The 25,439-nt window shown below is 70.8% G+C and carries 22 protein-coding genes and 1 tRNA gene; 2 read left to right on the top strand and 21 right to left on the bottom strand.

The window, feature by feature from the left end; all coding sequences use genetic code 11:
• Positions 1-35: 35 nt before the first annotated feature.
• A complete protein-coding gene (gene polA, locus F6B42_RS06970) occupies positions 36-2,675 on the bottom strand; it encodes a DNA polymerase I (protein WP_150418908.1) in 2,640 nt (879 codons plus the stop codon).
• Positions 2,676-2,756: 81 nt separating this feature from the next.
• On the opposite strand from polA, the gene F6B42_RS06965 reads away from it, so the two are divergent.
• A complete protein-coding gene (locus F6B42_RS06965) occupies positions 2,757-3,200 on the top strand; it encodes a hotdog fold thioesterase (protein ID WP_150419549.1) in 444 nt (147 codons plus the stop codon).
• Between the two features lie 91 nt (positions 3,201-3,291).
• Here F6B42_RS06965 and F6B42_RS06960 read toward each other — a convergent pair whose 3' ends face one another.
• A complete protein-coding gene (locus tag F6B42_RS06960; RefSeq protein WP_150418907.1) occupies positions 3,292-3,909 on the bottom strand; it encodes an ANTAR domain-containing response regulator in 618 nt (205 codons plus the stop codon).
• Positions 3,910-3,986: 77 nt separating this feature from the next.
• Here F6B42_RS06960 and F6B42_RS06955 point away from each other — a divergent pair.
• Positions 3,987-4,070, top strand: a tRNA-Leu gene (locus F6B42_RS06955).
• Positions 4,071-4,155: 85 nt separating this feature from the next.
• Here F6B42_RS06955 and pyk read toward each other — a convergent pair.
• From pyk to rpoZ, 19 genes are all read right to left on the bottom strand, one after another.
• Positions 4,156-5,604 (bottom strand): pyruvate kinase, encoded by a 1,449-nt coding sequence (gene pyk, locus F6B42_RS06950; protein WP_150418906.1) that lies wholly within the window; start codon positions 5,602-5,604, stop codon positions 4,156-4,158.
• A 42-nt stretch (positions 5,605-5,646) separates the two neighbouring features.
• Positions 5,647-7,113, bottom strand: coding sequence for a glutamate synthase subunit beta (locus F6B42_RS06945; protein ID WP_150418905.1), 1,467 nt, complete (start codon positions 7,111-7,113; stop codon positions 5,647-5,649).
• The gene (gene gltB / locus F6B42_RS06940) at positions 7,106-11,686 is read right to left on the bottom strand and encodes a glutamate synthase large subunit (RefSeq protein ID WP_150418904.1); all 4,581 of its coding nucleotides are present in this window, start codon (positions 11,684-11,686) and stop codon (positions 7,106-7,108) included. Before gltB ends, F6B42_RS06945 begins: the two co-directional genes overlap by 8 nt.
• 52 nt (positions 11,687-11,738) lie before the next feature.
• Positions 11,739-12,728: a prolipoprotein diacylglyceryl transferase gene (gene lgt / locus F6B42_RS06935; RefSeq protein WP_150418903.1), complete on the bottom strand. Its 990-nt coding sequence runs from the start codon at positions 12,726-12,728 to the stop codon at positions 11,739-11,741.
• Between the two features lie 44 nt (positions 12,729-12,772).
• Positions 12,773-13,570, bottom strand: a complete 798-nt coding sequence (gene trpA / locus F6B42_RS06930; protein ID WP_150418902.1) for a tryptophan synthase subunit alpha — start codon at positions 13,568-13,570, stop codon at positions 12,773-12,775.
• Positions 13,567-14,826: a tryptophan synthase subunit beta gene (gene trpB, locus F6B42_RS06925; RefSeq protein ID WP_150418901.1), complete on the bottom strand. Its 1,260-nt coding sequence runs from the start codon at positions 14,824-14,826 to the stop codon at positions 13,567-13,569. Before trpB ends, trpA begins: the two co-directional genes overlap by 4 nt.
• On the bottom strand, positions 14,823-15,599 hold the full coding sequence (trpC, locus tag F6B42_RS06920; RefSeq protein ID WP_150418900.1) for an indole-3-glycerol phosphate synthase TrpC: 777 nt from the start codon (positions 15,597-15,599) through the stop codon (positions 14,823-14,825). The genes trpB and trpC overlap by 4 nt, the downstream gene beginning before the upstream one ends.
• 1 nt (position 15,600) lies before the next feature.
• On the bottom strand, positions 15,601-15,828 hold the full coding sequence (locus F6B42_RS06915; RefSeq protein WP_150418899.1) for a DUF6704 family protein: 228 nt from the start codon (positions 15,826-15,828) through the stop codon (positions 15,601-15,603).
• 46 nt (positions 15,829-15,874) lie between these two features.
• Positions 15,875-16,477, bottom strand: coding sequence for a Trp biosynthesis-associated membrane protein (locus F6B42_RS06910; protein ID WP_150418898.1), 603 nt, complete (start codon positions 16,475-16,477; stop codon positions 15,875-15,877).
• Positions 16,474-16,833 carry a phosphoribosyl-AMP cyclohydrolase gene (gene hisI, locus F6B42_RS06905; protein ID WP_150419548.1) on the bottom strand — a complete coding sequence of 120 codons (360 nt, stop codon included), beginning with the start codon at positions 16,831-16,833 and terminating at the stop codon, positions 16,474-16,476. Before hisI ends, F6B42_RS06910 begins: the two co-directional genes overlap by 4 nt.
• A gap of 14 nt (positions 16,834-16,847) precedes the next feature.
• Positions 16,848-17,612: an imidazole glycerol phosphate synthase subunit HisF gene (gene hisF, locus F6B42_RS06900; protein ID WP_150418897.1), complete on the bottom strand. Its 765-nt coding sequence runs from the start codon at positions 17,610-17,612 to the stop codon at positions 16,848-16,850.
• Between the two features lies 1 nt (position 17,613).
• Positions 17,614-18,456: an ATP phosphoribosyltransferase gene (gene hisG, locus F6B42_RS06895; protein ID WP_150418896.1), complete on the bottom strand. Its 843-nt coding sequence runs from the start codon at positions 18,454-18,456 to the stop codon at positions 17,614-17,616.
• A 41-nt stretch (positions 18,457-18,497) separates the two neighbouring features.
• Complete coding sequence (locus tag F6B42_RS06890) at positions 18,498-18,761, bottom strand: phosphoribosyl-ATP diphosphatase (protein ID WP_150418895.1); 264 nt, start codon at positions 18,759-18,761, stop codon at positions 18,498-18,500.
• 60 nt (positions 18,762-18,821) lie between these two features.
• Positions 18,822-19,499, bottom strand: coding sequence for a ribulose-phosphate 3-epimerase (gene rpe / locus F6B42_RS06885; RefSeq protein ID WP_223878394.1), 678 nt, complete (start codon positions 19,497-19,499; stop codon positions 18,822-18,824).
• Between the two features lie 24 nt (positions 19,500-19,523).
• Entirely contained in the window at positions 19,524-20,873 is a 1,350-nt protein-coding gene (locus F6B42_RS06880) for an RsmB/NOP family class I SAM-dependent RNA methyltransferase (protein ID WP_150418894.1), read from the bottom strand.
• Positions 20,870-21,787: a methionyl-tRNA formyltransferase gene (gene fmt / locus F6B42_RS06875; RefSeq protein WP_150418893.1), complete on the bottom strand. Its 918-nt coding sequence runs from the start codon at positions 21,785-21,787 to the stop codon at positions 20,870-20,872. The genes F6B42_RS06880 and fmt overlap by 4 nt, the downstream gene beginning before the upstream one ends.
• 73 nt (positions 21,788-21,860) lie before the next feature.
• Positions 21,861-23,819, bottom strand: a complete 1,959-nt coding sequence (locus F6B42_RS06870; protein WP_150418892.1) for a primosomal protein N' family DNA-binding protein — start codon at positions 23,817-23,819, stop codon at positions 21,861-21,863.
• 8 nt (positions 23,820-23,827) lie between these two features.
• Positions 23,828-25,021 (bottom strand): methionine adenosyltransferase, encoded by a 1,194-nt coding sequence (metK, locus tag F6B42_RS06865; protein ID WP_150418891.1) that lies wholly within the window; start codon positions 25,019-25,021, stop codon positions 23,828-23,830.
• A 124-nt stretch (positions 25,022-25,145) separates the two neighbouring features.
• Positions 25,146-25,400, bottom strand: a complete 255-nt coding sequence (gene rpoZ, locus F6B42_RS06860) for a DNA-directed RNA polymerase subunit omega (RefSeq protein WP_023950606.1) — start codon at positions 25,398-25,400, stop codon at positions 25,146-25,148.
• Positions 25,401-25,439: the final 39 nt, after the last annotated feature.

The raw sequence follows: 25,439 nt of genomic DNA, 5'->3' as shown, positions 1-25,439 counted from the left end.
CTCGCGGCGGACTCCGTCCTGCGGATGGCCGGTCTTCAGTGTCCCGCCACGTCCCAGTCGCCGCCTCGGCCGATCTGAACCTCGAGCGGGACGGTCAGATCGGCGGCGTCTCCCATCCGGTCGCGGACGATCCGCTCTGCGGCATCCCACTCCCCCGTCGACACCTCGACGACGAGTTCGTCGTGGATCTGGAGCAGCACCCGGGATCGCAGCCCCTGGGCGCGGAACTCCTCGTGGATGTTGACGAGGGCGATCTTCATGATGTCGGCTGCGCTGCCCTGGATCGGAGCGTTCAGCGCAGCCCGCTCGGCGTTCTCGCGGAGGACGCGGTTGGGGCTCGCGAGGTCGGGGAACGGCCGACGGCGCCCGAAGATCGTCTCGGTGAAGCCGTCGATGCGGGCCTGCTCGACGCTCGAGCGCAGGTAGTCGCGGACGGAGCCGAAGCGCGCGAAGTACTCGAGCATGAGCTGCTTCGCCTCGGACTGCTCGATGCGCAGCTGCTTGGAGAGCCCGAACGCCGAGAGGCCGTAGACGAGGCCGTACGACATGGCCTTCACCTTCGTGCGCATCGCCGGTGTGACCTCTTCCGGGTCCACACCGAAGACTCGTGCGCCGACGAACCGGTGGAGGTCCTCGCCGGAGACGAACGCCTCGATGAGGCCGGGGTCTTCGGACAGATGCGCCATGATGCGCATCTCGATCTGCGAGTAGTCGGCGGTCAGGAGCGTCTCGAATCCCTCACCCACCTCGAACGCGGCGCGGATCCGGCGGCTCTCCTCGTTGCGGATCGGGATGTTCTGGAGGTTCGGGTCCGTGCTCGAGAGCCGGCCGGTCTGGCTTCCGGTCTGCACGTACGTCGTGTGGATCCGGTCGTCGGCCGCGATGGCCGTGTCGAGTGATTCGATGATCTGACGGAGCTTCGTCGCCTCGCGATGCTGCAGCAGCAGTTCGAGGAATGGATGGGGGTTCGACTCCTGGAGGTCGGCGAGCACCGCCGCATCCGTCGAGTACCCCGTCTTCGTCTTGCGGGTCTTCGGCAGCTGTAGCTGCTCGAACAGCACCTCCTGCAGCTGCTTCGGCGACCCGAGGTTCACCTCGCGATCGATCGTCGCGAACGCGCGCTGGGCGATGTCGTCGGAGCGGGCGCCGAGCTCGGCCGAGAACGTCGAGAGCTTCTCGTGCGACACGGAGACGCCGGCGAGTTCCATGTCTGCGAGCGTTCCGAGGGTGGGGAGCTCGATCTCGGTGAGAACGCGCGCGACGGATGCCGGCAGCTCGCCGCGCAGCGCGTCGGCCACGCGCAGCACGAACCACGACAGCTGTCCGGGCGTCGCGCCCTCGGTCTCGGGCACGAGCTGCGCCGGATCGGACTCGGGGAGCTTCTCGTCGAGGTAGCGGTGGACGAGGTCCGCGAGCGACTTGTCCGGGAAGCTCGGCCGGAGGAGCCACCCCGCGAGGAGCGGGTCGAACACGAGGCCACCGAGACGGATGCCGGCGCGACGCAGCGCCTTCACCTGCTGCTTCGCGTCGTTCAGAACCTTCGGCGCGTCGGACTCGAGCCAATCGCGCAGCGCCGCCGCCACGTCGTCGTCCCACGTCGACTCGACCGCGGCATCGGCGGAGGCGAGCCCGATCCGCTGCGGGAACCCGCCGGCGACGATGACGCTCACGCCGACCTCGCCGGTCTGCGCCGTCGCCCACTCGGCCAGCCCGGCGGCGTCGGGCTCGCCGGCGGTGGGGGCGGGAACGGCCGGAGCCGCCGTCTCGACGGCCATCGCCGGATCGGCGCCCGCTGCCTCGAACACCCGCGGGAGGAGCGTGCGGAACTCGAGGCGCGCGAAGATGTCGCGAACCGCCTCGGCGTCGATCGGCCCGACGGCGAGGTCAGCCGGCGCGACCGGGAGCTCGACGTCGCGGAGCAACCGGTTCAGCGTGCGGTTGCGCCGGACATCGTCGAGGTGGTCGCGGAGATTTCCGCCGACGACTCCGCCGATCTTGTCGGCGTTCTCGAGGAGCGCGTCGAGCGTGCCCCACTGCGTCAGCCACTTCACCGCCGTCTTCTCCCCCACTTTCGGGACACCGGGCAGGTTGTCGCTGGTCTCACCGACCAGGGCGGCGATGTCGGGGTAGTTCTCGGGCGGCAGACCGTACTTCTCCACGACGGCGTCGGGGGTGTAGCGCTTCAGCTGCGAGACCCCCTGAACGCTCGGATAGAGCAGGGTGACGTCGTCGGTGACCAGCTGGATCGTGTCGCGATCGCCCGAGCAGACCAGGACGTCGAAGCCGTCCGCCGCGCCCTGCGTCGCCAGGGTCGCGAGGATGTCGTCGGCCTCGACGTCCTCCTTGGTGAGGACGGTCACGTTCATCGCGGCCAGACACTCCTGCAGGAGGGGGATCTGACCCTTGAACTCCGCGGGCGACTCGGACCGGTTGGCCTTGTACTCGCTGTATTCGCGCGTGCGGAACGACTGACGGGACGTGTCGAAGGCCACCGCGAGGTGGGTCGGCTTCTCGGCCTTGATGAGGTTGACGAACATCGACAGGAAGCCGTAGATGCCGTTCGTGTGCTGCCCGTCCTTCGTCGTGAAGTTGTCCACCGGGAGGGCGAAGAAGGCCCGGTAGGCCAGCGAATGGCCGTCGACGACCAGGAGGGTAGGCTTCGAGGAGTCCGTCACCCGACCAGCCTAACGAGCGCGGCGGACACGACGACCCGCTGCGACTGAGGGTGGAGCATGCCTGAGACGATCGACCCGGAGATGACCGACATCGACACCGCACGCGACGACGCCGGGGACGGGCTCGCCTGGGCTCAGGGTCGGGGCAAGGGAGCCCTCGCCGAGCGGATGGGGATCGAGTTCGTCGAGTTCGCCGCCGAGCGGTGCGTCGCGACGATGCCCGTCGAGGGGAATACCCAGCCGGTCGGCCTCCTCCACGGCGGTGCGTACGTCGTACTCGGTGAATCGCTCGGTTCCATGGCTGCCAACATGCACGCCGGTCCGGGCCGCCTCGCGGTCGGTGTCGACATCAACGCCACGCACACACGGTCGGCGACGTCCGGCATCGTGACGGGAACCTGCATCCCGCTCCACCTCGGCCGCTCGATGACGGTTCACGAGATCGTCGTGACGGACGAGCAGGGCCGCCGGTGCTCGACGATCCGGATCACCAACATGATCAAGGACGCACCCGCCGCATCCTGAACCGGCTCCCCCGCGCGAGAAAGCACTTTCGCGCCGAGACCGCGGGTAGAACCCGGGCTCTCGGCGCGAAAGAGACGTCTCGCGGAGCGGACTACTTCTTGGGGGCGAGCTGCTCGATGATGGCCTTCGCGACGTCCTGCATCGTGAGGCGGCGGTCCATCGACGCCTTCTGGATCCAGCGGAACGCCTCGGGCTCGCTCAGACCCATCTTCTCGTTGAGGAGGCCCTTCGCGCGATCGACCAGCTTGCGGGTCTCGAAGCGCTCGACCATGTCGGCGACCTCGGCCTCGAGAGTGATGATCTGCTCGTAGCGGGCCAGCGCGATCTCGATCGCGGGCAGCAGGTCGTTCGGGGTGAAGGGCTTGACGACGTACGCGAGGGCGCCGGCCTCGGTCGCCCGCTCGACGAGCTCCTTCTGGCTGAAGGCCGTGAGGAGCACGACCGGCGCGATGTGCGCCTTGCCGAGGCGCTCGGCCGCGGAGATGCCGTCGAGGATGGGCATCTTCACGTCCATGATCACGAGGTCGGGACGCAGGTCGGTCGCGAGCTGAACGGCGGTCTCGCCGTCGCCCGCCTCGCCGACCACGTCGTAACCGTTGTCGCGCAGGATCTCGACGATGTCGAGACGGATCAGCGACTCGTCCTCGGCGACGACCACGCGACGGGGCGCGGGTGCGGAGGCGGCGGGGGCGGCTTCTTGCTCTGTCACCGTTCGATCCTACGGTATCGGCCTCCCGGGCAGCGCTCGGAGGCGGCCGACGGCGCGGTAGGCTCGTTCCCACGTGCGCCGATGTGGCGGAATGGCAGACGCGACCGACTCAAACTCGGTTGTCTTCGGACGTGTGGGTTCGACTCCCACCATCGGCACCAGCGGGTCCGGCACCGGGCCGACGACGACAGCGGGCGGGCGTCTCGAGATGAGACACCCGCCCGCTGTGCGCGTGAGGACCGGAGACTACTGCGCCGCCTGGTAGATCGGAGCGCGGCCGTTCACGGCGTCACCGATCTTGTGGATGCGGATGTCGTTGGTCGCGCCCTCGATTCCGGGAGGGGACCCCGAGATCACGACCACCTTGTCGCCGACTTCGGCGAGCCCGTTCGAGAGGAAGTAGTCGTCCACCTGGTGGTACATCAGGTCGGTGTGCGCGACCTCCTCGACGAGGCTCGAGCGGATGCCCCACGTGAGCGCCATGCGACGGCGGATCGCCGGGTCGGTGGCGAACGCGATCATGGGGATCGCGGGCCGCAGACGCGACATCCGGCGGGCCGTGTCGCCCGACTCGGTGAACATGCAGAGGAATTTCGCCTCGATGAACTGGGCGACCTCCATCGCGGCGAGCGTGATCGCACCACCCTGCGTGCGGGGCTTGGCCGTCAGCGGCGCGATGCGCTCGAGGCCGTGCGTCTCGGTCGAATCGACGATCCGCGCCATGGTCTCGACGACGACGACGGGGTACTTGCCCACGCTCGTCTCGCCCGAGAGCATCACGGCGTCGGCACCGTCGAGGACGGCGTTGGCGACGTCGCTCGTCTCGGCGCGGGTCGGCACCGGGTTCTCGATCATCGACTCGAGCATCTGCGTCGCGACGATGACGGGCTTGGCCATCCGGCGGCAGAGCGCGACCGCGCGCTTCTGCACGATCGGCACGGCCTCGAGGGGCAGCTCGACCCCGAGGTCGCCACGGGCGACCATGATCCCGTCGAAGGCGTCGATGATCTCCTCGAGGTTGTCGACAGCCTGCGGCTTCTCGATCTTCGCGATGACGGGGACCTTGCGGCCCTCCTCCGCCATGATCTCGTGCACGCGGGTGATGTCGGCTGCGTCGCGCACGAACGACAGCGCGATGATGTCCGCGCCCTGCTGGAGGCCCCAGCGCAGGTCGGACTCGTCCTTGTCGGACAGGGCCGGCACGCTCACCGCGACACCGGGAAGGTTGATCCCCTTGTTGTTCGACACCGGGCCCGCGACGATCACCTTGGTGGTGACGACCGACCCCTCGACCGACACGACCTCGACCCGCACCTTGCCGTCGTCGATCAGCAGGAAGTCGCCCGCCTTCACGTCGCCCGGCAGTCCCTTGAAGGTCGTGGAGACGATCTCCTTGGTGCCGAGGATGTCATCGGTCGTGATCTTGAAGATGTCGCCCACGGCGAGGTGGTGCGGGCCGTTCTCGAACTTGCCGAGGCGGATCTTGGGGCCCTGCAGGTCGACGAGGATCGCGACGGGGCGACCGGCGTCGTCGGCGGCCTTGCGGACGTTGGCCCAGCGGACCTCGTGCTCCGAATAGTCTCCGTGGCTGAGGTTGAAGCGGGTCACGTCCACGCCGGCGTCGATGATGGCTCGCACCATCTCATAGCTGGCTGTGGCCGGTCCCAGGGTGGCGACGATCTTGGCGCGTCTCACTGAATCTCCGGTGTTGTCGGGTCGAGAGGGGATGGGTCCAGCCTATGCCCGCTGGAGTCCGATCGCGACGTCGGTCGGGCGCACCGGCGCGGGGAGGTCGGTGTCCCCCATCAGGAAGCGGTCGACGGCGGATGCCGCGGCGCGCCCCTCGGCGATGGCCCACACGATGAGCGACTGACCGCGTCCGGCGTCCCCGGCGACGAACACGCCGGGTGCGGTCGTCTGGTAGTCGCCGGCGCGCTCGATCTGACCACGGTCGCTGAAGACGGCACCGAGCTGGTGCTCGAGGTCCGTGCGCTCGGGTCCGGTGAAGCCCATGGCGATGAGGACGAGATCGGCCGGGATCTCGCGCTCGGTGCCGCTCTTGGGCACGCGACGACCGTCCACGAACTCGGTCTCGGCCACGCGCAGCGCACGCACTTCGCCGGCGTCGTTGGCCAGGAACTCGACGGTCGACGCGAGATAGCTGCGCTCCCCGCCCTCTTCGTGGGCCGACGCCACTTCGAACACGGTCGGCATCATCGGCCACGGCTGGTGGTCGGGACGATCCGACGGCGGCTGCTGGCCGATCGCGAGGTTCGTCACGCTCAGCGCGCCCTGGCGGTGGGCGGTACCGATGCAGTCCGCTCCCGTGTCACCGCCGCCGATCACGACGACGTGCTTGCCCTCGGCGTGGATCTGGTTCGACACCTGGTCGCCGGCGACGGCCTTGTTCGACTCGACGAGGTACTCCATCGCGAAGTGCACGCCCGCGTGGTCGCGACCGGGGATCGCGAGGTCGCGCGGCAGCGTCGCACCGGTCGCGACGACGACCGCGTCGTAACGCGCCCGCAGCGCGTCCCACGTGATGTCCTTGCCGATCTCGACGCCGGCGCGGAACCGCGTGCCCTCGTCCTGCATCTGACGGAGCCGCGCCTCGATGTGACGCTTCTCCATCTTGAAGTCGGGGATGCCGTAGCGCAGCAGTCCGCCGATGCGGTCGTCGCGCTCGTACACCGCGACGGTGTGGCCGGCGCGCGTGAGCTGCTGCGCGGCGGCGAGGCCGGCCGGTCCCGAGCCGACGACCGCGACCGTCTTGCCGGTCAGGCGCCCCGGGGGCTCCGCCTCGACCCAGCCGTTCGCGAAGGCGTCGTCGATCGTCGACACCTCGATCTGCTTGATCGTCACCGGCGGCTGGTTGATGCCGAGCACGCACGAGCTCTCGCAGGGCGCCGGGCAGAGCCGTCCGGTGAACTCCGGGAAGTTGTTGGTCGCGTGGAGCCGCTCGATGGCCGAGCGGCCTTCGCCGCGCCACATCAGGTCGTTCCACTCCGGGATGAGGTTGCCGAGCGGGCAGCCCTGGTGGCAGAACGGCACGCCGCAGTCCATGCAGCGTCCGGCCTGACGGCGCAGCACGGCGGAATCGCCGGGCTCGTACACCTCGCGCCAGTCCATGATGCGCACGGGGACCGGGCGCCGCTGGGGCAGCTCGCGCTCGGTCGTCTTCAGGAAGCCCTTCGGGTCAGCCACCTGTCACCTCCAGGATGCGGTTCCACACGACGTCGCCGTCGGGGTCGAGCCCCTCGGCGGCCGCCGTCTGACGGGTTTCGAGCACCGCGGCGTAATCCCGCGGCACCACACGGACGAAGTTCTGCGCCTCGTCCTCGAAGTTCTCGAGCAGCCGGGCGGCGAGCTCGGAGTCGGTCTCGGCGACGTGCCGCTCGAGAAGGTCGCGCAGCATCTCGACGTCGCCCGACCCCATCTCGGCGAGCTCGAGCTCGCCGCTGGCGATCGCTTCGCGGTTCACGTTCGCCCGGTCGAGCCGGTAGACGTAGGCGTTTCCGCCGGACATGCCGGCGCCGAGGTTGCGGCCGGTCTCGCCGAGGATGACCGCGAGTCCGCCCGTCATGTACTCCAGGGCGTGGTCGCCGACACCCTCGACGACCGCTGTCGCGCCGGAGTTCCGGACGAGGAATCGCTCCCCCACGACACCCCGCAGGAACATGGTCCCCTGCGTGGCGCCGTAGCCGATGACATTGCCCGCGATGACGTTCTGCGAGGCGTCGAAGACGGCGCCGCGCGGCGGCCGCACGACGATCTGACCACCGGAGAGCCCCTTGCCGACGTAGTCGTTCGAGTCGCCCTCGAGCCGGAGCGTGATCCCCGACGGCAGGAAGGCGCCGAAGGACTGCCCGGCCGAACCGGTCAGCGACACGACGATCGAGTCCGTCGGCAGGCCGTTCTCCCCGTGCGCGAGCGTGACGCGGTTCCCGAGCATCGTGCCGACGGCGCGTTCGGTGTTGCGGATCGGCAGGTCGATGCGGATGCTGCCGCCGTGCGCGACGACGTCCTGGGCGCGCTCGATGAGCTGCACGTCGAAGTGCTCGTCCAGCTCGTGATCCTGATCGCGCAGGTGGCGGCGCGCGGCGTCCTCGGCGAAGGCCGGTCCGGTGAGGATCGGCGCGAGGTCGAGGCCGCGGGCCTTCCAATGCTCGATCGCGCCGTCGACATCGAGCACGTCGTTCCGGCCGATCGCCTCGTCGAGCGAGCGGAAGCCGAGCTCGGCGAGGTACTCGCGCACCTCCTGCGCGACGAACTCCATGAAGTTGACGACGAACTCGGGCTTGCCCGTGAAGCGCTGGCGCAGCACCGGGTTCTGGGTCGCGACACCCACGGGGCAGGTGTCGAGGTGGCAGACCCGCATCATGATGCAGCCCTCGACGACGAGTGCGGTCGTGGCGAAGCCGAACTCCTCGGCGCCCAGGAGCGCCGCGATGACGACATCGCGACCGGTCTTCAGCTGACCGTCGGCCTGCACGACGACGCGGTCGCGCATGTCGTTGAGCATCAGGGTCTGCTGCGTCTCGGCGAGACCGAGCTCCCACGGCGTCCCCGCGTGCTTGAGCGAGTTCAACGGGCTCGCGCCCGTTCCGCCGTCGTGACCCGACACGAGGATCACGTCGGCGAGAGCCTTGGCCGTGCCGGCGGCGACCGCCCCGATGCCCGACTGGCTGACGAGCTTCACGTGGACGCGCGCCGACGGGTTCGCGCGCTTCAGATCGAAGATCAGCTGCTTCAGATCCTCGATCGAGTAGATGTCGTGGTGCGGCGGCGGCGAGATGAGCCCGACGCCCGGGGTGCCGCCGCGGGTGCGGGCGATCCACGGGTACACCTTGCCCGGGGGCAGCTGGCCGCCCTCGCCCGGCTTGGCGCCCTGCGCGAGCTTGATCTGGATGTCCTCGGCGTGGGTCAGGTACATGCTCGTCACACCGAACCGGCCCGACGCCACCTGCTTGATGGCGCTGCGGCGTTCGGGGTCGAGCAGGCGGTCGACGTCCTCGCCGCCCTCGCCCGTGTTCGACTTCGCACCGAGGCGGTTCATCGCGATCGCGAGGGTCTCGTGCGCCTCCTGCGAGATCGAGCCGTAGCTCATCGCTCCCGTGGAGAAGCGCTTGACGATCGACGCGACCGACTCGACCTCGTCGATCGGCACCGCCGGCCGCGTGCCGGTGCGCAGGCGGAACATTCCGCGGAGCGTCTTCAGCTCGCTGGCCTGGTCGTCGACGAGCTTCGTGTACTCGCGGAAGATGTCGTAGCGACGCGTGCGCGTCGCGTGCTGCAGGCGGAACACCGTCTCGGGGTTGAAGAGGTGCGGTGCGCCGTCTCGACGCCACTGGTACTCGCCGCCGGTCCAGAGCCGCTCGTGCGCGCGCACAGCGGCGTCCTCCGGGTACGCGTAGGCGTGACGGGCCGCGTTCTCGGCCGCGATGACCTCGATCCCGATGCCGCCGAGCTTCGTCTCGGTGCCGGTGAAGTAGTTCGTGACGAACTCCTGCGACAGGCCGACGGCCTCGAAGACCTGCGCGCCGGCGTAGGACGACACCGTGGAGATGCCCATCTTCGACATGATCTTCAGCACGCCCTTGCCGAGCGCGTAGATCAGGTTCCGAACGGCCTTCTCGGGAGCGACGCCGGTGATGTATCCGGCGCGCACGAGGTACTCGACCGTCTCCATCGCGAGGTACGGGTTGACCGCCGACGCACCGTACCCGAGGAGGGTCGCGACGTGGTGGACCTCGCGCACGTCGCCCGCTTCGACGACCAGGCCCACCCGCATCCGGGTCTCCTGCCGGATGAGGTGGTGGTGGACCGCCGCGAGCATGAGCAGCGACGGGATCGGCGCGAGGTCCTTGTTCGAGTCGCGGTCGCTGAGCACGAGGAACTCGGCCCCGTCCTCGATCGCCTGGTCGGCCTCGGCGCACATCTGCGCGAGACGCTTCTGCATCCCCTTGTGCCCCGCCTCGACGCGGTACAGCCCGCGGATCGTGACCGACGAGCGCCCGGGGAGAGCGGTGTCGATGTGCTGGATCTTCGCGAGCTCGTCGTTGTCGATCACCGGGAAGTCGAGTGTCACGGTGCGCGTGTGCTTGGAGCCCCACGAGAGCAGGTTCGCCTCGGGACCGAGCCCGAGCGAGAGCGAGGTGACGACCTCCTCGCGGATCGAGTCGAGCGGCGGGTTGGTGACCTGCGCGAACTGCTGCGTGAAGTAGTCGAACAGCAGCCGTGGCCGCTCGCTCAGCACGGCGACCGGGGTGTCGCTGCCCATCGCACCGAGCGGCTCGGCGCCGACCTGCCCCATGGGGGTCAGGAGGATGCGCACCTCTTCCTCGGTGTAGCCGAATGTGCGCTGACGGCGGGTGATCGAGGCGATCGGGTGCACGATGTGCTCGCGCTCGGGGAGATCCTTGAGGCGGACGCGCCCGGCGTCGAGCCACTGCTTCCACGGGTGCAGGGTGGCGAGGTCGCGCTTGATCTCGTCGTCCTCGACGATGCGGCCCTGTGCCGTGTCGACGACGAACATGCGTCCCGGACGCAGGCGCCCGCGCCGTTTGATGCGCTCGGGGGCGAAGTCGAGCACGCCGGTCTCGCTGCCGATGACGACGAGCCCGTCGGTGGTCTCGGTCCAGCGGCCCGGGCGCAGGCCGTTGCGGTCGAGCGTGGCGCCGACGAGCGTGCCGTCGGTGAAGATGAGCGCGGCCGGACCGTCCCACGGCTCCATCTGGATCGAGTGGTAGTCGTAGAACGCCCGCAGGTCGGGATCGATGTCGGCCTGCTTCTCGTAGGCCTCCGGCACCATCATCATCACGGCGTGCGGAAGGCTCCGGCCGGTGAGGGTGAGGAGCTCGAGGACCTCGTCGAACGACGCCGAGTCGCTCGCGCCGTCGGTGCAGATCGGCAGCAGCGGGCGCACGTCGCCGAGCAGCTCGGACTCGAGCTGCGACTGGCGCGCACGCATCCAGTTCCGGTTGCCCTTCACGGTGTTGATCTCGCCGTTGTGGGCCAGCATCCGCAGCGGCTGCGCGAGCGGCCACGACGGGAAGGTGTTCGTCGAGTAGCGCGAGTGCACGACGGCGAGCTCGGTGGCGAAGCGCTCGTCCTGCAGGTCGGGGTAGAACGGCTCGAGCTGCAGGGTCGTGACCATGCCCTTGTAGCCGAGGGTGCGGCTCGAGAGCGACACGAAGTACGCGTCCTGCTCGTGCTTCGCGCGCTTGCGCAGGCGGTAGACGCGGCGGTCGAGCTCGATGCCCGAGAGCGCCGGCGCATCCCCGACCGCGGGACGCGACACGAACAGCTGCTCGAAGACCGGACGCGCTGCGAACGCGAGCTTGCCGAGATTGTCATCCTCGGTGGGCACGTCGCGCCAGCCGAGGACGACGAGTCCTTCGGATGCGGCGAGCTGCTCGATACCCGATTTGAGCGCGGCGCGCTCGTCGGCGTCGCGCGGCAGGAAGGCCATGCCCGCGGCGTATTGGCCGACGGGGGGCAGGTCGAAGTCGACGACCGCGCGCAGGAACGCGTCGGGCATCTGGGTCAGGATGCCGGCGCCGTCGCCCGTGCCGGCGTCGGAGCCGATGGCGCCGCGGTGCTCGAGGTTGCGGAGCGCCGTCAGCGCGAGATCGACGATGTCGTGGCCGGCTTCACCACGCAGCGTGGCGACCATCGCCAGGCCGCAGGCATCCTTCTCGAATGCCGGGTTGTACATGCCCTGCTTGGCGGGGAAGGCTCCGAATCCGGGCGTTACGGGTCGAGGGCTCGAGGCCATGCTGACCGTCCTCACATTGGTGCTGAACCGGGACGACGTCGGCCCTGGGGAACTACTGCTTCGCGGAGACTGTGCTTGTGGCACTGCCGGTTGTGGCACCGTCGGTGAGAGCTTCGGGCGTCGGGGGTGCGCTCAGATCCACGAAGTCATCGGTGCTCTGCGATTGTAGCGCGCTCGGCGACACCCACTCGCGACCCGCCTGGTAGGGCGACGACTCGTCCCCGGTGTGACGCCGGGACTGCACGACGATGATCGCGACGCCCACGAGCACGCCGAGGATGGCCGCCCACACGTTCGTGCGGAGACCGAGGATGATCTCGCTCGGATCGATGCGGATCGACTCCCACACGATGCGGCCGGCGCCGTACCAGACGAGGTACAGGCCGAAGAGCTTCCCCCACTGCGCCCAGGCGCTGCGGCCGACCCACAGGAGCACGAGCACGCCCAGGCCGTTCCAGATCACCTCGTACAGGAAGGTGGGGTGGAACAGCGTGTCGGCGGCGAGGCCGGCCGGGAACGCGGGGTTGCTGCTGTCGATCTCGAGCCCCCACGGCAGATCGGTGGGAAGGCCGAAGAGCTCCTGGTTGAACCAGTTGCCGAAGCGTCCCATCGCCTGCGCCAGAAGCAGACCGGGCGCGAGGGCGTCGGCGAAGCTCCAGAACCGGATGCCGGTCCACTTGCATCCGAGGTACGCACCGACAGCGCCGCCGATGAGGGCGCCGAAGATGGCGATGCCGCCCTCCCAGATGAAGAACACCGCCCAGATGTTCTTGCCCTCGCCGAAGTAGAAGCCCGGGTGGGTCAGCACGTGGAAGACGCGCGCCCCCACGAGAGCGAGGGGGACGGCCAGCAGGGCGATGTCGATCACGACCCACGGCTCGGCGCCGCGGCGGGTCAGCCGGTAATTCGTGATGAGCGTCGCGACGATGATGCCGGCGATGATGCACAGCGCGTAGAAGTGGACGCGCATCGGACCGAGGTCGATGTAGCTGACCGATGGGCTCGGAATGCTCGCGACGAGCGTGTGTGCGGCGTGGATCATCGGATCGCTTCCTGGGTATCGGTGGTCGGGGCGACCGGGAAAGTCTAGACCGCGCGGGCAGCAGCACCCGCGGCGAGGCCGCGCGCGGCCTCGGCGAGACCGTCGACGCCGCCGTCGCGGAGCGCACGCACCAGGGCCGTGCCGACGATGGCCCCGTCGGCGTACTCGACGACGCCGGCCACCTGCTCGGGCGAAGAGATGCCGATGCCGACGCACGCGTGGCGGGCCCCGGCATCCCGCAGCCGGGTGACGAGGGCGCGTGCAGCCGCATCGAGCTCGGTCCGCTCCCCGGTGATGCCCATCGTGGAGACGGTGTAGACGAAACCCGTCGAGTTCTCGACGATCATCCGCAGGCGCTCGTCGGTCGAGGTCGGTGCGGCGAGGAAGACGCGATCGAGACCGGTCCGCTCGGATGCGGCGATCCAGTCGGGAGCGGCGTCCGGGGTGATGTCGGGCGTGATGAGCCCCGCTCCGCCCGCGGCGACGAGGTCGTCGGCGAAGCGGTCGACGCCGTACTGCAGCACGGGGTTCCAGTACGTCATGACGAGGATCGGGACATCGACCCGCTCCGCGATCGCGCGAACCGCTGTGAACGTGTCGGCGAGTCGGAACCCCGCGGCCAGCGCGGTCTGCGTCGCCTCCTGGATGACGACGCCGTCCATCACCGGGTCCGAGTAGGGCGGGCCGAGCTCGAGGACGTCGGCGCCCGCCTCGGCCAGCGCGACGGCGGCATCGATGCTCGTCGGAAGGTCCGGGAAGCCGAGCGGCAGGTAACCTACGAAGGCGCCGCGTCCGGCGCTGTGGGCCGCGTCGATGGCGGCCGCGACGCGCGAGGCGGTCACAGCTCCACTCCCTCACCCGAGGCGGCCTCGTCGTGCTCCGGCTCGACGACCGGCTCCGCACCCTCGTCGTAGAGCTGGAACCAGCGCGCCGCCGTGTCCATGTCCTTGTCGCCGCGACCCGAGAGGTTCACCGCGATGATCGCGTCGGAGCCGAGCTCCTGTCCGATGCGCAGGGCGCCGGCGAGTGCGTGCGCGGATTCGATGGCGGGGATGATGCCCTCGGTGCGGCTGAGCAGGCGGAGCGCCTCCATCGCCTCGGTGTCGGTGGCCGGGATGTACTGCGCCCGACCGATCGAGGCGAGCCACGCGTGCTCCGGGCCGACGCCCGGGTAGTCGAGTCCCGCGGAGATCGAGTGCGACTCGACGGTCTGCCCGTCGCCGTCTTGGAGCACGAACGTCTTGGCGCCGTGGAGCACGCCCGGACGTCCCCGCTCGATCGAGGCGGCGTGGCGTTCGGTGTCGACGCCGTCGCCGGCAGCCTCCACGCCGTAGAGCGCGACCGATTCGTCGTCGAGGAACGCGTCGAACATCCCGATCGCGTTCGACCCGCCGCCGACGCAGGCGACGACCGCGTCGGGAAGGCGGCCGGTCTCGGCCAGGAGCTGCTCCCGCGCCTCTTCGGAGATGATCTTCTGGAAGTCGCGCACCATCGCGGGGAAGGGGTGGGGCCCCGCCGCGGTGCCGAAGATGTAGTTGGTCGTCTCGACCGAGGCGACCCAGTCGCGATACGCCTCGTTGATCGCGTCCTTGAGCGTCCGCGACCCGGTCGTCACCGGAATGACCTCCGCCCCGAGCAGCCGCATGCGTGCGACGTTCAGCGCCTGACGCTCGGTGTCGACCTCGCCCATGTAGATCGTGCAGTCGAATCCGAACAGCGCCGCCGCGGTGGCCGTGGCGACGCCGTGCTGTCCGGCGCCCGTCTCGGCGATGACGCGCGTCTTGCCCAGGCGCTTCGTCAGCAGCGCCTGGCCGATGACGTTGTTGATCTTGTGCGACCCGGTGTGGTTGAGATCCTCGCGTTTGAGGAAGACCCGTGCGCCGCCGGCGTGCGCGGCGAAGCGCGGCACCTCGGTGAGCGCCGACGGGCGTCCGGCGTACGTCGCGAGGATCTGCGACAGCTCGGCGCTGAAGGCCGGGTCGGCCATCGCCGTCTCGTAGACGGCGGTGAGCTCGTCGATCGCCGCGATGAGCGACTCGGGCATGAACCGCCCGCCGAACTCGCCGAAGAACGGTCCGTGCTGGTCTCTCAGGCTCATGCGCCGGCCTCCAGGAACGCGTGCAGTGTTGCGACGGGATCGCCCGTGACGAGCGCCTCGCCGATCAGGACCGCGTCGGCGCCCGCCGCGCGGTAGTGCGCGACGTCCGCCGGGGTCAGCACGGCCGACTCGGCGATCTTGACGGCGTCGGACGGCAGATGGTCGACGAGGCGTCCGAACAGATCGCGATCGAGCTCGAAGGTGGACAGGTTCCGGGCGTTCACCCCGACGAGCCGGGCACCGACGTCCGCGGCCCGATGGACCTCCTCGAGGGAGTGCGTCTCGACGAGCGGCGTCATCCCGAGCTCGAGCACGAGCTCGTGCAGCTGGGCGAGGACCGGCTGCTCGAGCGCGGCGACGATCAGCAGCACGAGGTCCGCGCCGGACGCGCGGGCCTCGAGCACCTGATACGGCGTGGCGATGAAATCCTTCCGCAGGACGGGCAGCTCGACGGCATCCCTCACGGACTCGAGGTCCGCGAGGCTCCCCTTGAACCTGCGTCCCTCGGTGAGGACCGAGATGACCGCGGCGCCGCCTTCTTCGTAGCGGCGGGCCTGGAGGGCGGGATCGGGAATCGCTGCGAGGTCGCCGCGCGACGGGCTGGCGCGCTTGACCTCGGCGATGATCCTCACCCGGTCTGCGGGTGCGAGCGCCGCGAGGGCGTCGCGGGCGGGCGGCTGCGCTAGCGCGGCGCGCTCGACGACGGCGAGGGGGCGATCGGCCGCACGGGCCTCGGCATCCTCGACGGCGCCGGCCGTGAGACCGGCCAGCACGTCAGTGGGCTTTCGGGGTGTACTTGTCGCCGTACGCGCCGTAGCCGGCCTTCGACATCGCCCATCCGACGATGGCGCCGACGGCGAGCAGGCCCACGGACGCCCAGACGAGCACGGGCATGTCGAGCCAGAAGAACAGGGTGCCCAGCGCGAACGCGAGGAGCATGATCACCACTGCCGTCCATGCGGCCGGGGAGTGTCCGTGGCCGGGGTCGCCGATGTTGCTCATTGTTCTCCTTCGCGGGATTTCTCGGGCGGGATCAGTCTACCGGGGCTCACGCCGTGGGATCGGACCCGCGGCTCAGGTCGTCCCACGAATCGATGGGGTCGTGGGAGTCGTGCGGGCGCGACCCGCGCGGACCCGCCACCTGCGCGGGGTCCGTGCGGTAGCGGCGGGCCGTGCTCCGCCACGACCGGGCGGTCACGAGCGTGAACACGCCGCCCGCGGCGACGAGGAGCGCGCCGACGGCGGTGAGCCAGGGCCACACGGTCGGGACGATCGACTCCACGAGGGCCGTCACCGCCGAGACGCCCGAGAGTCCCGTCGCGTCGGCGACGGCCGTGACGACGGCCTGGGGCGGGGTCGTGAGCGCGATCCGCACGGATTCCGCGAGCAGCGCGCCGCCGATGAGCACCCCGATCGCGCCGAACACGTACCGCAGCACGGGTCCCACGATCGACAGGGCGAGCCCGAGCGCGAGGGCCGCGAGTCCGAGCGGCGTCACGAGCGGAAGGGCGTCGGTGCCGGGAACGGGAAGGACGGCGTGCGCGCCGTCGCGGAGGGTCGCCTCGAGCCACGGCTGCGTCGAGCCGATGACGGCGAGACCGCCGCCGACGACCGCCGCCAGGACGGCCGACGTGCGGGCGCGCCGACTCACGGGGCGACCTCGACCTCGGGATGCAGGTCGTCGGAGTCGAAGCACGTGCGGGTCCCCGTGTGGCAGGCGGCGCCGACCTGTTCGACGAGAAGGAGCACCGCATCGCCGTCGCAGTCGAGACGGGCGCCGCGCACGAGCTGGATGTGACCCGAGGTGTCGCCCTTGCGCCAGTACTCCTGTCGCGAACGCGACCAGTAGGTCACGCGCCCGCTCGTCAGGGTGCGTCGGAGCGCCTCGGCATCCATCCACGCGAGCATGAGCACCTCGCGCGTGTCGTGCTGCTGCACGATCGCGGCGACGAGACCGGAGGCGTCGAAGGCGACCCGTGCGATGCGCTCCTCGACGCTCTCGGCGATGCTGTCGTCGGGGGTCACCGGCGCACCTCCACTCCGTCGTGGACGAGGGCGGCCTTGACGTCGCCGATCGTGAGCTGCCCGGAGTGGAAGACGGATGCGGCGAGCACGGCGTCGGCGCCTGCGGCGATCGCCGGGGCGAAGTGCGACGCGTCGCCCGCGCCGCCCGAGGCGATGACCGGCACGCTCGAGACCTCGCGCATGAGGCGGACGAGCTCGAGATCGAAGCCGTCCTTCGTGCCGTCGGCGTCGATCGAGTTCACCAGCAGCTCGCCGGCGCCCCGCTCGATCGCCTCGCGCGCCCAGTCGAGCGCGTCGAGGGTGGTCGCCACACGGCCCCCGTGGGTCGTGACGACGAAGCCCGAGCGCGTGCCCGGTGCCCGCTTGACATCGAGCGAGAGCACGAGGACCTGAGCGCCGAAGCGGTCGGCGATCTCGTCGATCAGCTGCGGGCGCGCGATCGCCGCGGAGTTCACGCCGACCTTGTCGGCGCCCACGGCGAGCAGACGCGCGACGTCGTCGACCGTGCGGACTCCCCCGCCGACCGTCAACGGGATGAACACCTGCTCGGCGGTCCGGCGGACGACGTCGTAGGTCGTCGCACGCTCGTCGACGGTCGCGGTCACATCGAGGAAGGTCAGTTCGTCCGCACCCTGGGCGAAGTAGCGCTGGGCGAGCTCGACCGGGTCGCCCATCTCGCGGAGATTCTCGAAGTTCACGCCCTTGACGACGCGGCCGGCGGCCACGTCGAGACACGGGATGACGCGGCGCGCCAGCGACACCTCAGAGCCTCGCGTTGTGGATCGCGGTGACCAGGAGGGCGCGGGCGCCGATGGCGTACAGGTCGTCCATCGTCTTGTTGACGCTCGCGCGCGGCACCATCACGCGGACGGCGACCCAATCGGGGTCTCGCAGCGGCGAGATGGTCGGCGACTCGATGCCCGAGGCGATGGCGACGGCCGCGTCGACCAGGGCCGCGGGCAGGTCGTAGTCGAGCAGCACGTAGCGCCGAGCCACGAGCACGCCGCGGAGGCGCCGCAGGAGCCGATCGGTGCCCTCGACGTCCGACGGCCCGGCGATCAGCACGGCCTCGGACCGGAGGATCTCGGGCCCGAAGACCGCGAGCCCGGCCTGTCGGAGCGTCGTGCCGGTCTCCACGACGTCGGCGATCGCATCGGCGACGCCCAACTGCACCGCGGACTCCACGGCGCCGTCGAGGGGGACGAGGTCCACCGCGATCCCGCGCTCGTCGAGGAACGCGTCGACGAGACCGGGGTACGACGTCGCGATGCGCTTGCCCTCGAGCTCGGCGACGTCCGAGAACGTGCCGGTCGGCGCGGCGAAGCGGAAGGTCGATCCGGCGAAGCCCAACGCCTCGATCTCGCGGGCTCCCGGCATCCGGGCGTCGAGGAGCAGGTCCCGCCCGGTGATGCCGACATCGAGCGCGCCGGAGCCGACGTACGTGGCGATGTCCTTCGGACGCAGGTAGAAGAATTCGACCTCGTTCGCGGGGTCGATGACGTGCAGGTCCTTCGAATCCCGCCGGCCGGTGTACCCGGCCTCGGCGAGCATCTCGGCGGCGGTCTCGGCGAGCGATCCCTTGTTCGGGACGGCGATGCGCAGCATGGGGGTGTCTCTTTCTCGGTGCGAAGCGGTGGGGGCGTCGCTCAGAGATGTCGGTAGACGTCGGCCGGCGTGAGACCGCGGCTGATCATCAGGACCTGCAGGTGGTAGAGCAGCTGCGAGATCTCCTCGGCCGTCTCGGTGTCGGACTGGTACTCCGCGGCCATCCAGACCTCGGCGGCCTCCTCGACGATCTTCTTGCCGATCGCGTGGACGCCCCGGTCGAGTTGCGCGACGGTGCCGGAGCCCTCGGGCCGGGCCTCGGCGATCGAGGTGAGCTCGGCGAACAGCGCGTCGAAGGTCTTCACCTCCCCAGGGTACCGGGAGCGGCGGAGCCCTCCGACCGCGAGCGCCGACCGCGCGGCCGGTCAGTGACGGTGTGCTCGTGCCGCACCGGATCGCAGGGCGGCGATCGCCGCCGCCGGATCGTCGGCGCCGAAGACGGCCGAGCCGGCGACGAAGGTGTCGGCTCCGGCATCCGCGGCCTGCGCGATCGTCGATTCCGAGATCCCGCCGTCGACCTGGAGCCACACCTGCGACCCCCTCGAGCGCGCTTCGGCGGACAGGCGCGCGAGCTTCGGCATCTGATCGGCACGGAAGCTCTGTCCGCCGAAGCCGGGCTCGACGGTCATGACGAGGATCTGATCGAACTCGTCGAGCACGTCGAACAGGCCCTCCACCGGGGTGTCGGGTTTGACAGCCACGCCGGCACGCGCGCCGATCGAGCGCAGCCGACGAGCGAGGGTCACCGGATGCGCCGTGGCCTCGAGGTGGAACGTGACGCTGGCGGCGCCCAGCTCGGCGTAGCCCGGCGCCCACCGGTCGACGTCCTCGATCATCAGGTGGACATCGAGCGGCACCGGGCTGGTGGCCTGAACGCGCTCGACCATCTGGGGGCCGAACGTGAGGTTCGGGACGAAATGGTTGTCCATGACGTCGACGTGGACGAAATCCGCCGTGCCGATGCGTTCGAGATCGCTCTGCATGTTCGCGAAATCGGCGGAGAGGATGCTCGGATTGATGCGGATCGCTGCGGCGTCGGTCACCCTGTCATTATCCGACAGGGCGACTCAGCGCTTGCGCAGGAGACTGATCGACATCGCATCCGTGCCGTGACGGTGCGGCCACAGCTGCGCGCGTCCCGTTCCGTCGGCACGCTCGGGAAGATCGAGGTCGGCACGCGAGGCGCTGCGGACGGCGGCACGCGCGTCGAGCTCCTCGACGTCCTCGCGCCGGCGGAGCACGTCCCCGACCACGGCCGCCGTCTCGGCGAGGTGGGGCGAGCACGTCACGTAGGCGACGAGACCCCCGGGGAGGAGCGCGTCGATCGCGGCCTCGAGCAGCTCCTGCTGGAGCGCGGCGAGGTCGGGCACGTCCGCCGGCGACTTCCGCCAGCGCGCCTCCGGGCGGCGGCGCAGTGCGCCGAGGCCGGTGCACGGTGCGTCGACGAGGATGCGGTCGTAGCGTCCGCGTGCCGCGCGTTCGCGGCCGTCCTCCTCCGACACCGGCACGTTCAGCGGGATGCCGGCGACGGACGTGCGGACGAGCCGTGCACGGGCCGACGAGATCTCGTTGGCTTCGAGCTCGGCGCCCCCCGACAGCGCCTCGGCTGCGAGCACGGCGGTCTTGCCCCCCGGCGCGGCGCACAGGTCGAGCCAGCGTTCGCCGGCACGCGCGGGCGCCGCCCGGGTGAGTGCGAGCGCGGCCAGCTGGGAGCCCTCGTCCTGGACGCGGATGCGACCTCCGGCCGCGCGCACGACGGGCTCCGGATCGCCGCCGCCGAGGCGGAAGCCGATCGGTGAGTACGGCGTGCGTGCCGCCTGCGGCGGGATCTCCGCGATGCCCGGCAACGCCGTCATCGTGACCGCCGGCGAGACGTTGTCGGCGGCGAGGAGCTCTTCGAGCTCGTCGGCGCGGCCCTCGGCCGCGAGCGCGCGGCGGAAGGCGCGGATCACCCAGACCGGATGCGCGTATCGCAGACCCAGGCGCTCGTCGTCCGACCGGGCGGCGTCCGCGACCCGCTGCAGCCAGTCGCCGGGATTGTCGCGCGCGACGCGCCGCAGCACGGCGTTGGCGAACCCTGCCGCCCCCGGGGCGGAGCGGCGCACGAGTTCGACGCTCTCGTTCACGGCGGCATGCGAGGCGACCCGCGTGGACAGGAGCTGATGGACGCCCAGCCGCAGGGCGTCGAGCACGGGCGGATCGATCGCGTCGACGGAGCGTCCGGCGGCGTGCTCGACGATCGCGTCGTATGTTCCCCGGCGACGGAGCGTTCCGTACGTCAGCTCGGTGGCGAGTGCGGCATCTGCCGGCGTCAGCCCGGCACGGGACAGCTCCTGGGGCAGCAGGAGGTTGGCGTACGCGTCGGACGAGTCGACGGCGCGGAGCACGTCGAAGGCGACGCGGCGCGCGGGGTTCACGCGTCCACCGCCAGGCTCTCCGCACGCAGACCGCGCCACCAGTCGGCGGCCGGCATCGCACCGCGCCCCGCGGGTTGCACGGCGCGCAGGACGATGGTCCCGTCCGCGGTTCCGACGAGCACCTGCTTGCCGACGAGCCGGATCACGCCGGCGGGCTGCTCGACATCCGGTCCTCGGAGCGCATCGAGCACCTTCAGCCGTGCGCCGCCGATGCTCGTGTGCGCCCCCGGCTCGGGGGTCGTGCCCCGGTAGCGGTCGAGAACGGCATCCGCCCCCTGGGAGAAGTCGAGGAGGCCGTCGCCGAGCGAGAGCTTCGGAGCGAGGGACACCTCCCCCTCCTGCGGTCGGGACACCGCGGTGCCGTCGGCGATCGCGCCGACGACGTCCGAGAGCGTGGCGGCGCCCACCTCCGCGAGATCGGCGAGGACGTCCGCGGCCGTGGCGCCGCGGGGCACGTCGTACGGCTCGCGCGCGAAGACGTCGCCGGCGTCGAGGGCGGGGACCAGCTGGAAGACGCTGACGCCGCTGACGCGGTCGCCCGCGATCAGCGCGTGCTGCACGGGCGCGGCGCCGCGCCAGGCCGGCAGCAGCGAGAAGTGCAGATTGATCCAGCCGTGCGGCGGAAGCGACAGGAGCGGCTCGCGCACGAGACCGCCGTAGGCGACGATGACGCCCACGTCCGGCTGCAGCTGCGCGATCTGCGACGTCGCAGAGTCGTCGAGCCGGTCGGTCTTCACGACGGGCAGACCCATCTCGTCCGCGAGCATCGCCACGGGCGACGGCGTCAGCACGCGCTTGCGACCGAGGGGGGCGTCGCGGCGGGTGACGACGCCCACGACGTCGTGATCGGATGCCGCCAGCCGCCGCAGCGACGGCAATGCCGGTTCGGGGGTGCCGGCGAACACGATGCGCATGGCGCTCCTCACAGGTCGGGGATTCGGCTCCCGGTTCGCGGGACGGCCGAGGCGGTCGGGACGGCGGCCCCTCTCACAGGTCGAGATCGGGCACGTCGAGCCGCACTCTGAGTGTATTCCGCGGCCCCGGGACGGAACCGCGGCGCCGCCCGCGCAGCGCCTGCGCGATCACTGCGGCGCGCAGCGACTCCGCCACCGCGCGGCCGGCGGAGAACTCGAAACGGACGAGGGCACGCACGGATCCCTCCTCCCCCGGCACCGGCCCGAGGACGGCGCCGTCGGCGAGGGTGGGCACGTCGTCGCGGAGCTGGCGCAGGCTCGCACCGACGGCTGCAGCCGCGCCCTCGACCGCCGCGACCCGCACCGTCGGGGGCATCTGCAGCGGTGCGCGTTCGGCGAGCTCGGCCCGCGCGTGGGCCGCCTGGCTCCACGTCGCCAGTGCCCGTGCCGCGGGGCCGGCGACGCCGACGAGATGCACGGGGGCCCGGGGGGCGGCGAGGGCCGCGGCGTCGGACCACCAGCGCAGGCACGCCTCGGCGATGCGCAGCTGCTCGGTCATGAGCATCCGATCGCCGTCGAGGAGGATCACCGCGCGATACCCCTCGGGCGCGAAGGGCTCGGCTCCGCGGGTCGCGACGACGAGCGCGGGGCGGCCGTCGATCTCGGTGACCTGGTGCTCGCCGTCCGAGACGATGACCCGGGTGTTCGGGAAGGCGCGCCCCAGCTCGTCGGCTGTCCGCTCGTTCCCCGACGACGCCATGCGCAGCCGTATCGAAGAGCACGACGAGCACGACCAGGCGGGCGCCGACCGCCCGCACCACGTGCAATCGGGCACGGCGCCCGGTCGACGCGCGCGGAGCGGGCCCGCGCAGTGCGGGCACCGCGCGGGCGTCCGGCAGTCGGCGCACACGAGAACAGGGGCGTAGCCGGGTCGCGCGACCTGGACGAGCACGGGTCCGTTCGCGAGCGCCTCGCGCGCAGCTGCGAAGGCCGCTGACGGCACGCGCGTACCGCGCGACTCCCCCTCGCGGGTCGCCGACAGGACGACCGTCGGGCTCTCGCGGCGACGGGCGGACGCCTCGTGCACCCAGCCGACGGCCACCAGGCGCTCGACGTCGGTCGTCCGGGTGTGTCCGGCGAGAACGAGCGCGCTGCCCTCGGTCTCCTGGCGGAGGAGCGCCGCATCTCGCGCGTGGACACCGGGGCTCAGCGGCTCCGCGAGCAGGGGGTCGCCGTCGTTCCAGATGAGCACCGCGCCCACCTCGGATGCCGGCGCGTACACGGTCGACCGATTGCCGACCACCACGATCGGAGCCGGGGCGAGGAGCCGCAGGTAGCTCGCGTATCGCTCGGGACCCGAGCGGCGGGCGTCGTCGCGGATGACGGCATCCGCGGGCAGCTGCTCACCGAGCACGGACAGGACATGCGTCTCGTCGCGATGGTCGGGGACGACGATGATCGCGCTCCGACCCGCCGCGAGTGTGATGACCGCGATCGCCGCGAGCAGCTCGGCCCAGGCCGGATGGCCGGCACCCGGGCGCGGCGGCGCGTCGACGGCGAGTCGCTCCCCCGCCGCGACCGCGTCCGCCAGCGTCGGGAACGGGGCGATGATCGTCTGCGCCCACGCGAGCGCATCCGAGGACACCTCGGGCGTCCTGGGCGCCGGCGCAGCGGCCCACGCCTTCTCGGCCCGCACCATCCGCTTCGGGATCACGAGCCGCAGGATGTCGCTCGCCGATCCCGCCGCGCGGTCGGCAGCCCGTCGGGCGAGATCGTAGAGAGCCGGCACGAGGACGGGCACGGGTGAGACGACGTCCTCGAGGTCCGAGAGGGGCCGCTCGCCCTCCGACCGCTCGGCGAGGTCGACGAGATACCCCTCGACCGTCCGGCCGGCGGAGCGCAGCGGAACCTTCACGCGCACCCCGGGTACCGCGCGCTCGGCCAGGTCATCGGGAACGGCGTAGTCGAACAGCCGGTCGAGCTGAGGCAGCGGCGAGTCGATGAGCACCCGGGCGACCCGGCGCGAGGTCACGAGGGGCCTCAGAGGGCGGCGGCCGCGCGCAGCTCCTCGACGCGATCCGTGCGCTCCCAGGTGAATTCGGGAAGCTCTCGGCCGAAGTGTCCGTAGGCGGCCGTCTGCGCGTAGATCGGACGGAGGAGATCGAGGCGGTCGATGATCGCCTGCGGTCTCAGGTCGAAGACGTCTCGGATGGCGGTCGTGATGACGTCGTCGGCGACCTTCCCCGTGCCGAACGTCTCGACGTAGAGACCGACCGGGGCGGCGCGGCCGATCGCGTACGCCACCTGCACCTCGAGGCGGTCGGCCAGACCGGCAGCGACGGCGTTCTTCGCCACCCATCGCATCGCGTAGGCGGCCGAGCGGTCGACCTTGGAGGGATCCTTGCCGCTGAAGGCGCCGCCACCGTGCCGTGCCGCGCCGCCGTACGTGTCGATGATGATCTTGCGGCCGGTGAGTCCCGCGTCGCCCTTGGGCCCGCCCGTGACGAACGCGCCGGCGGGGTTGATGACGTACTCGACATCGGAGAGATCGAGGCCCGTCTGCTCGAGCACCGGCTCGATCACCTCGGCCTGGACCGCGGCCCGCAGCGCAGCGAGGGAGATGTCGGGCTGATGCTGCGTCGAGACGACCACCGTCTCGACGGTCTTCGGTGTCGCGCCGTCGTAGCCGAGCGTCACCTGGGTCTTGCCGTCGGGACGCAGGAAGGGCAGCGCGCCGGATCGGCGGGCCGAGGTGAGCCGCTCCGCGATGCGGTGGGCGGTCCAGATCGCCGTGGGCATGAGCTGCGGCGTCTCGTTCGTCGCGTACCCGAACATGATCCCCTGGTCGCCCGCCCCGAGGGAGTCGATCGGGTCGACGGACCCCTGCTCACGATGTTCGAGCGCATTGTCGACGCCCGCGGCGATGTCGGAGGACTGCTCGCCGATCGAGACCGTGACGCCGCAGGAGTCGCCGTCGAATCCCGTCTCGCTCGAGGTGTAGCCGATGCGGTTCACGACGCCGCGGACGATTCCGGGGATGTCGGCGTAGCCGTCGGTGCGAACCTCGCCGGCGACGTGCACGAGCCCGGTCGTGACGAGGGTCTCGACGGCGACGCGCGAGCCGGGGTCGACCGTCAGGAGAGCGTCGAGGATACTGTCCGAGATCTGGTCGCAGATCTTGTCGGGGTGCCCCTCGGTGACGGACTCGGACGTGAACAGGCGCAACGGGCTCATCGGAACTCCAGGAGGACGGGCTGACGGGCGGTGCCCCGGACGAAGTCGGAGGCGACGGGAACGATTCTGCCCGCGGCATCCGACATGCGGGTGCCGCGGGCAGGAATATGACGGTGCGGGGCGCTCAGTCGAGCGAGCGCAGGCGCAGCTTGTCCTCGTGGATCTCGTGCATCGCGATGGTCAGGGGCTTGTCCTCGACCGACGAGTCGACGAGCGGGCCGACGTTGTCGAAGAGGTTCCCCTCGTGGAGGTCGGAGTAGTAGTCGTTGATCTGACGCGCCCGCTTGGATGCGTAGATGACGAGCTGGTACTTCGAGTCGACCTTGTCGAGCAGGGCGTCGATGGGCGGGTCGATGATGCCTTCGTTGCTTCCGGCCATGGCGGATCCTTCCGGGATCGATGGATGTGGAGAGTCGGC

Origin of the sequence: Microbacterium radiodurans (assembly GCF_008710705.1) — a bacterium.
Classification (GTDB): domain Bacteria; phylum Actinomycetota; class Actinomycetes; order Actinomycetales; family Microbacteriaceae; genus Microbacterium; species Microbacterium radiodurans.
The sequence above is the reverse complement of the archived record's forward strand: the minus strand, read 5'-3'. Positions and strand labels throughout refer to the sequence as shown.

What these genes read in the sequence shown, in the direction of transcription:
- F6B42_RS06965 (WP_150419549.1), top strand. Translation starts at nt 2,757, where the DNA reads ATGACCGACATCGACACCGCACGCGACGACGCCGGGGACGGGCTCGCC.
- gltB (WP_150418904.1), bottom strand. Translation starts at nt 11,686, where the DNA reads ATGGCCTCGAGCCCTCGACCCGTAACGCCCGGATTCGGAGCCTTCCCC.
- lgt (WP_150418903.1), bottom strand. Translation starts at nt 12,728, where the DNA reads ATGATCCACGCCGCACACACGCTCGTCGCGAGCATTCCGAGCCCATCG.
- trpB (WP_150418901.1), bottom strand. Translation starts at nt 14,826, where the DNA reads ATGAGCCTGAGAGACCAGCACGGACCGTTCTTCGGCGAGTTCGGCGGG.
- F6B42_RS06915 (WP_150418899.1), bottom strand. Translation starts at nt 15,828, where the DNA reads ATGAGCAACATCGGCGACCCCGGCCACGGACACTCCCCGGCCGCATGG.
- hisG (WP_150418896.1), bottom strand. Translation starts at nt 18,456, where the DNA reads ATGCTGCGCATCGCCGTCCCGAACAAGGGATCGCTCGCCGAGACCGCC.
- fmt (WP_150418893.1), bottom strand. Translation starts at nt 21,787, where the DNA reads ATGCGCATCGTGTTCGCCGGCACCCCCGAACCGGCATTGCCGTCGCTG.
- metK (WP_150418891.1), bottom strand. Translation starts at nt 25,021, where the DNA reads ATGAGCCCGTTGCGCCTGTTCACGTCCGAGTCCGTCACCGAGGGGCAC.
- rpoZ (WP_023950606.1), bottom strand. Translation starts at nt 25,400, where the DNA reads ATGGCCGGAAGCAACGAAGGCATCATCGACCCGCCCATCGACGCCCTG.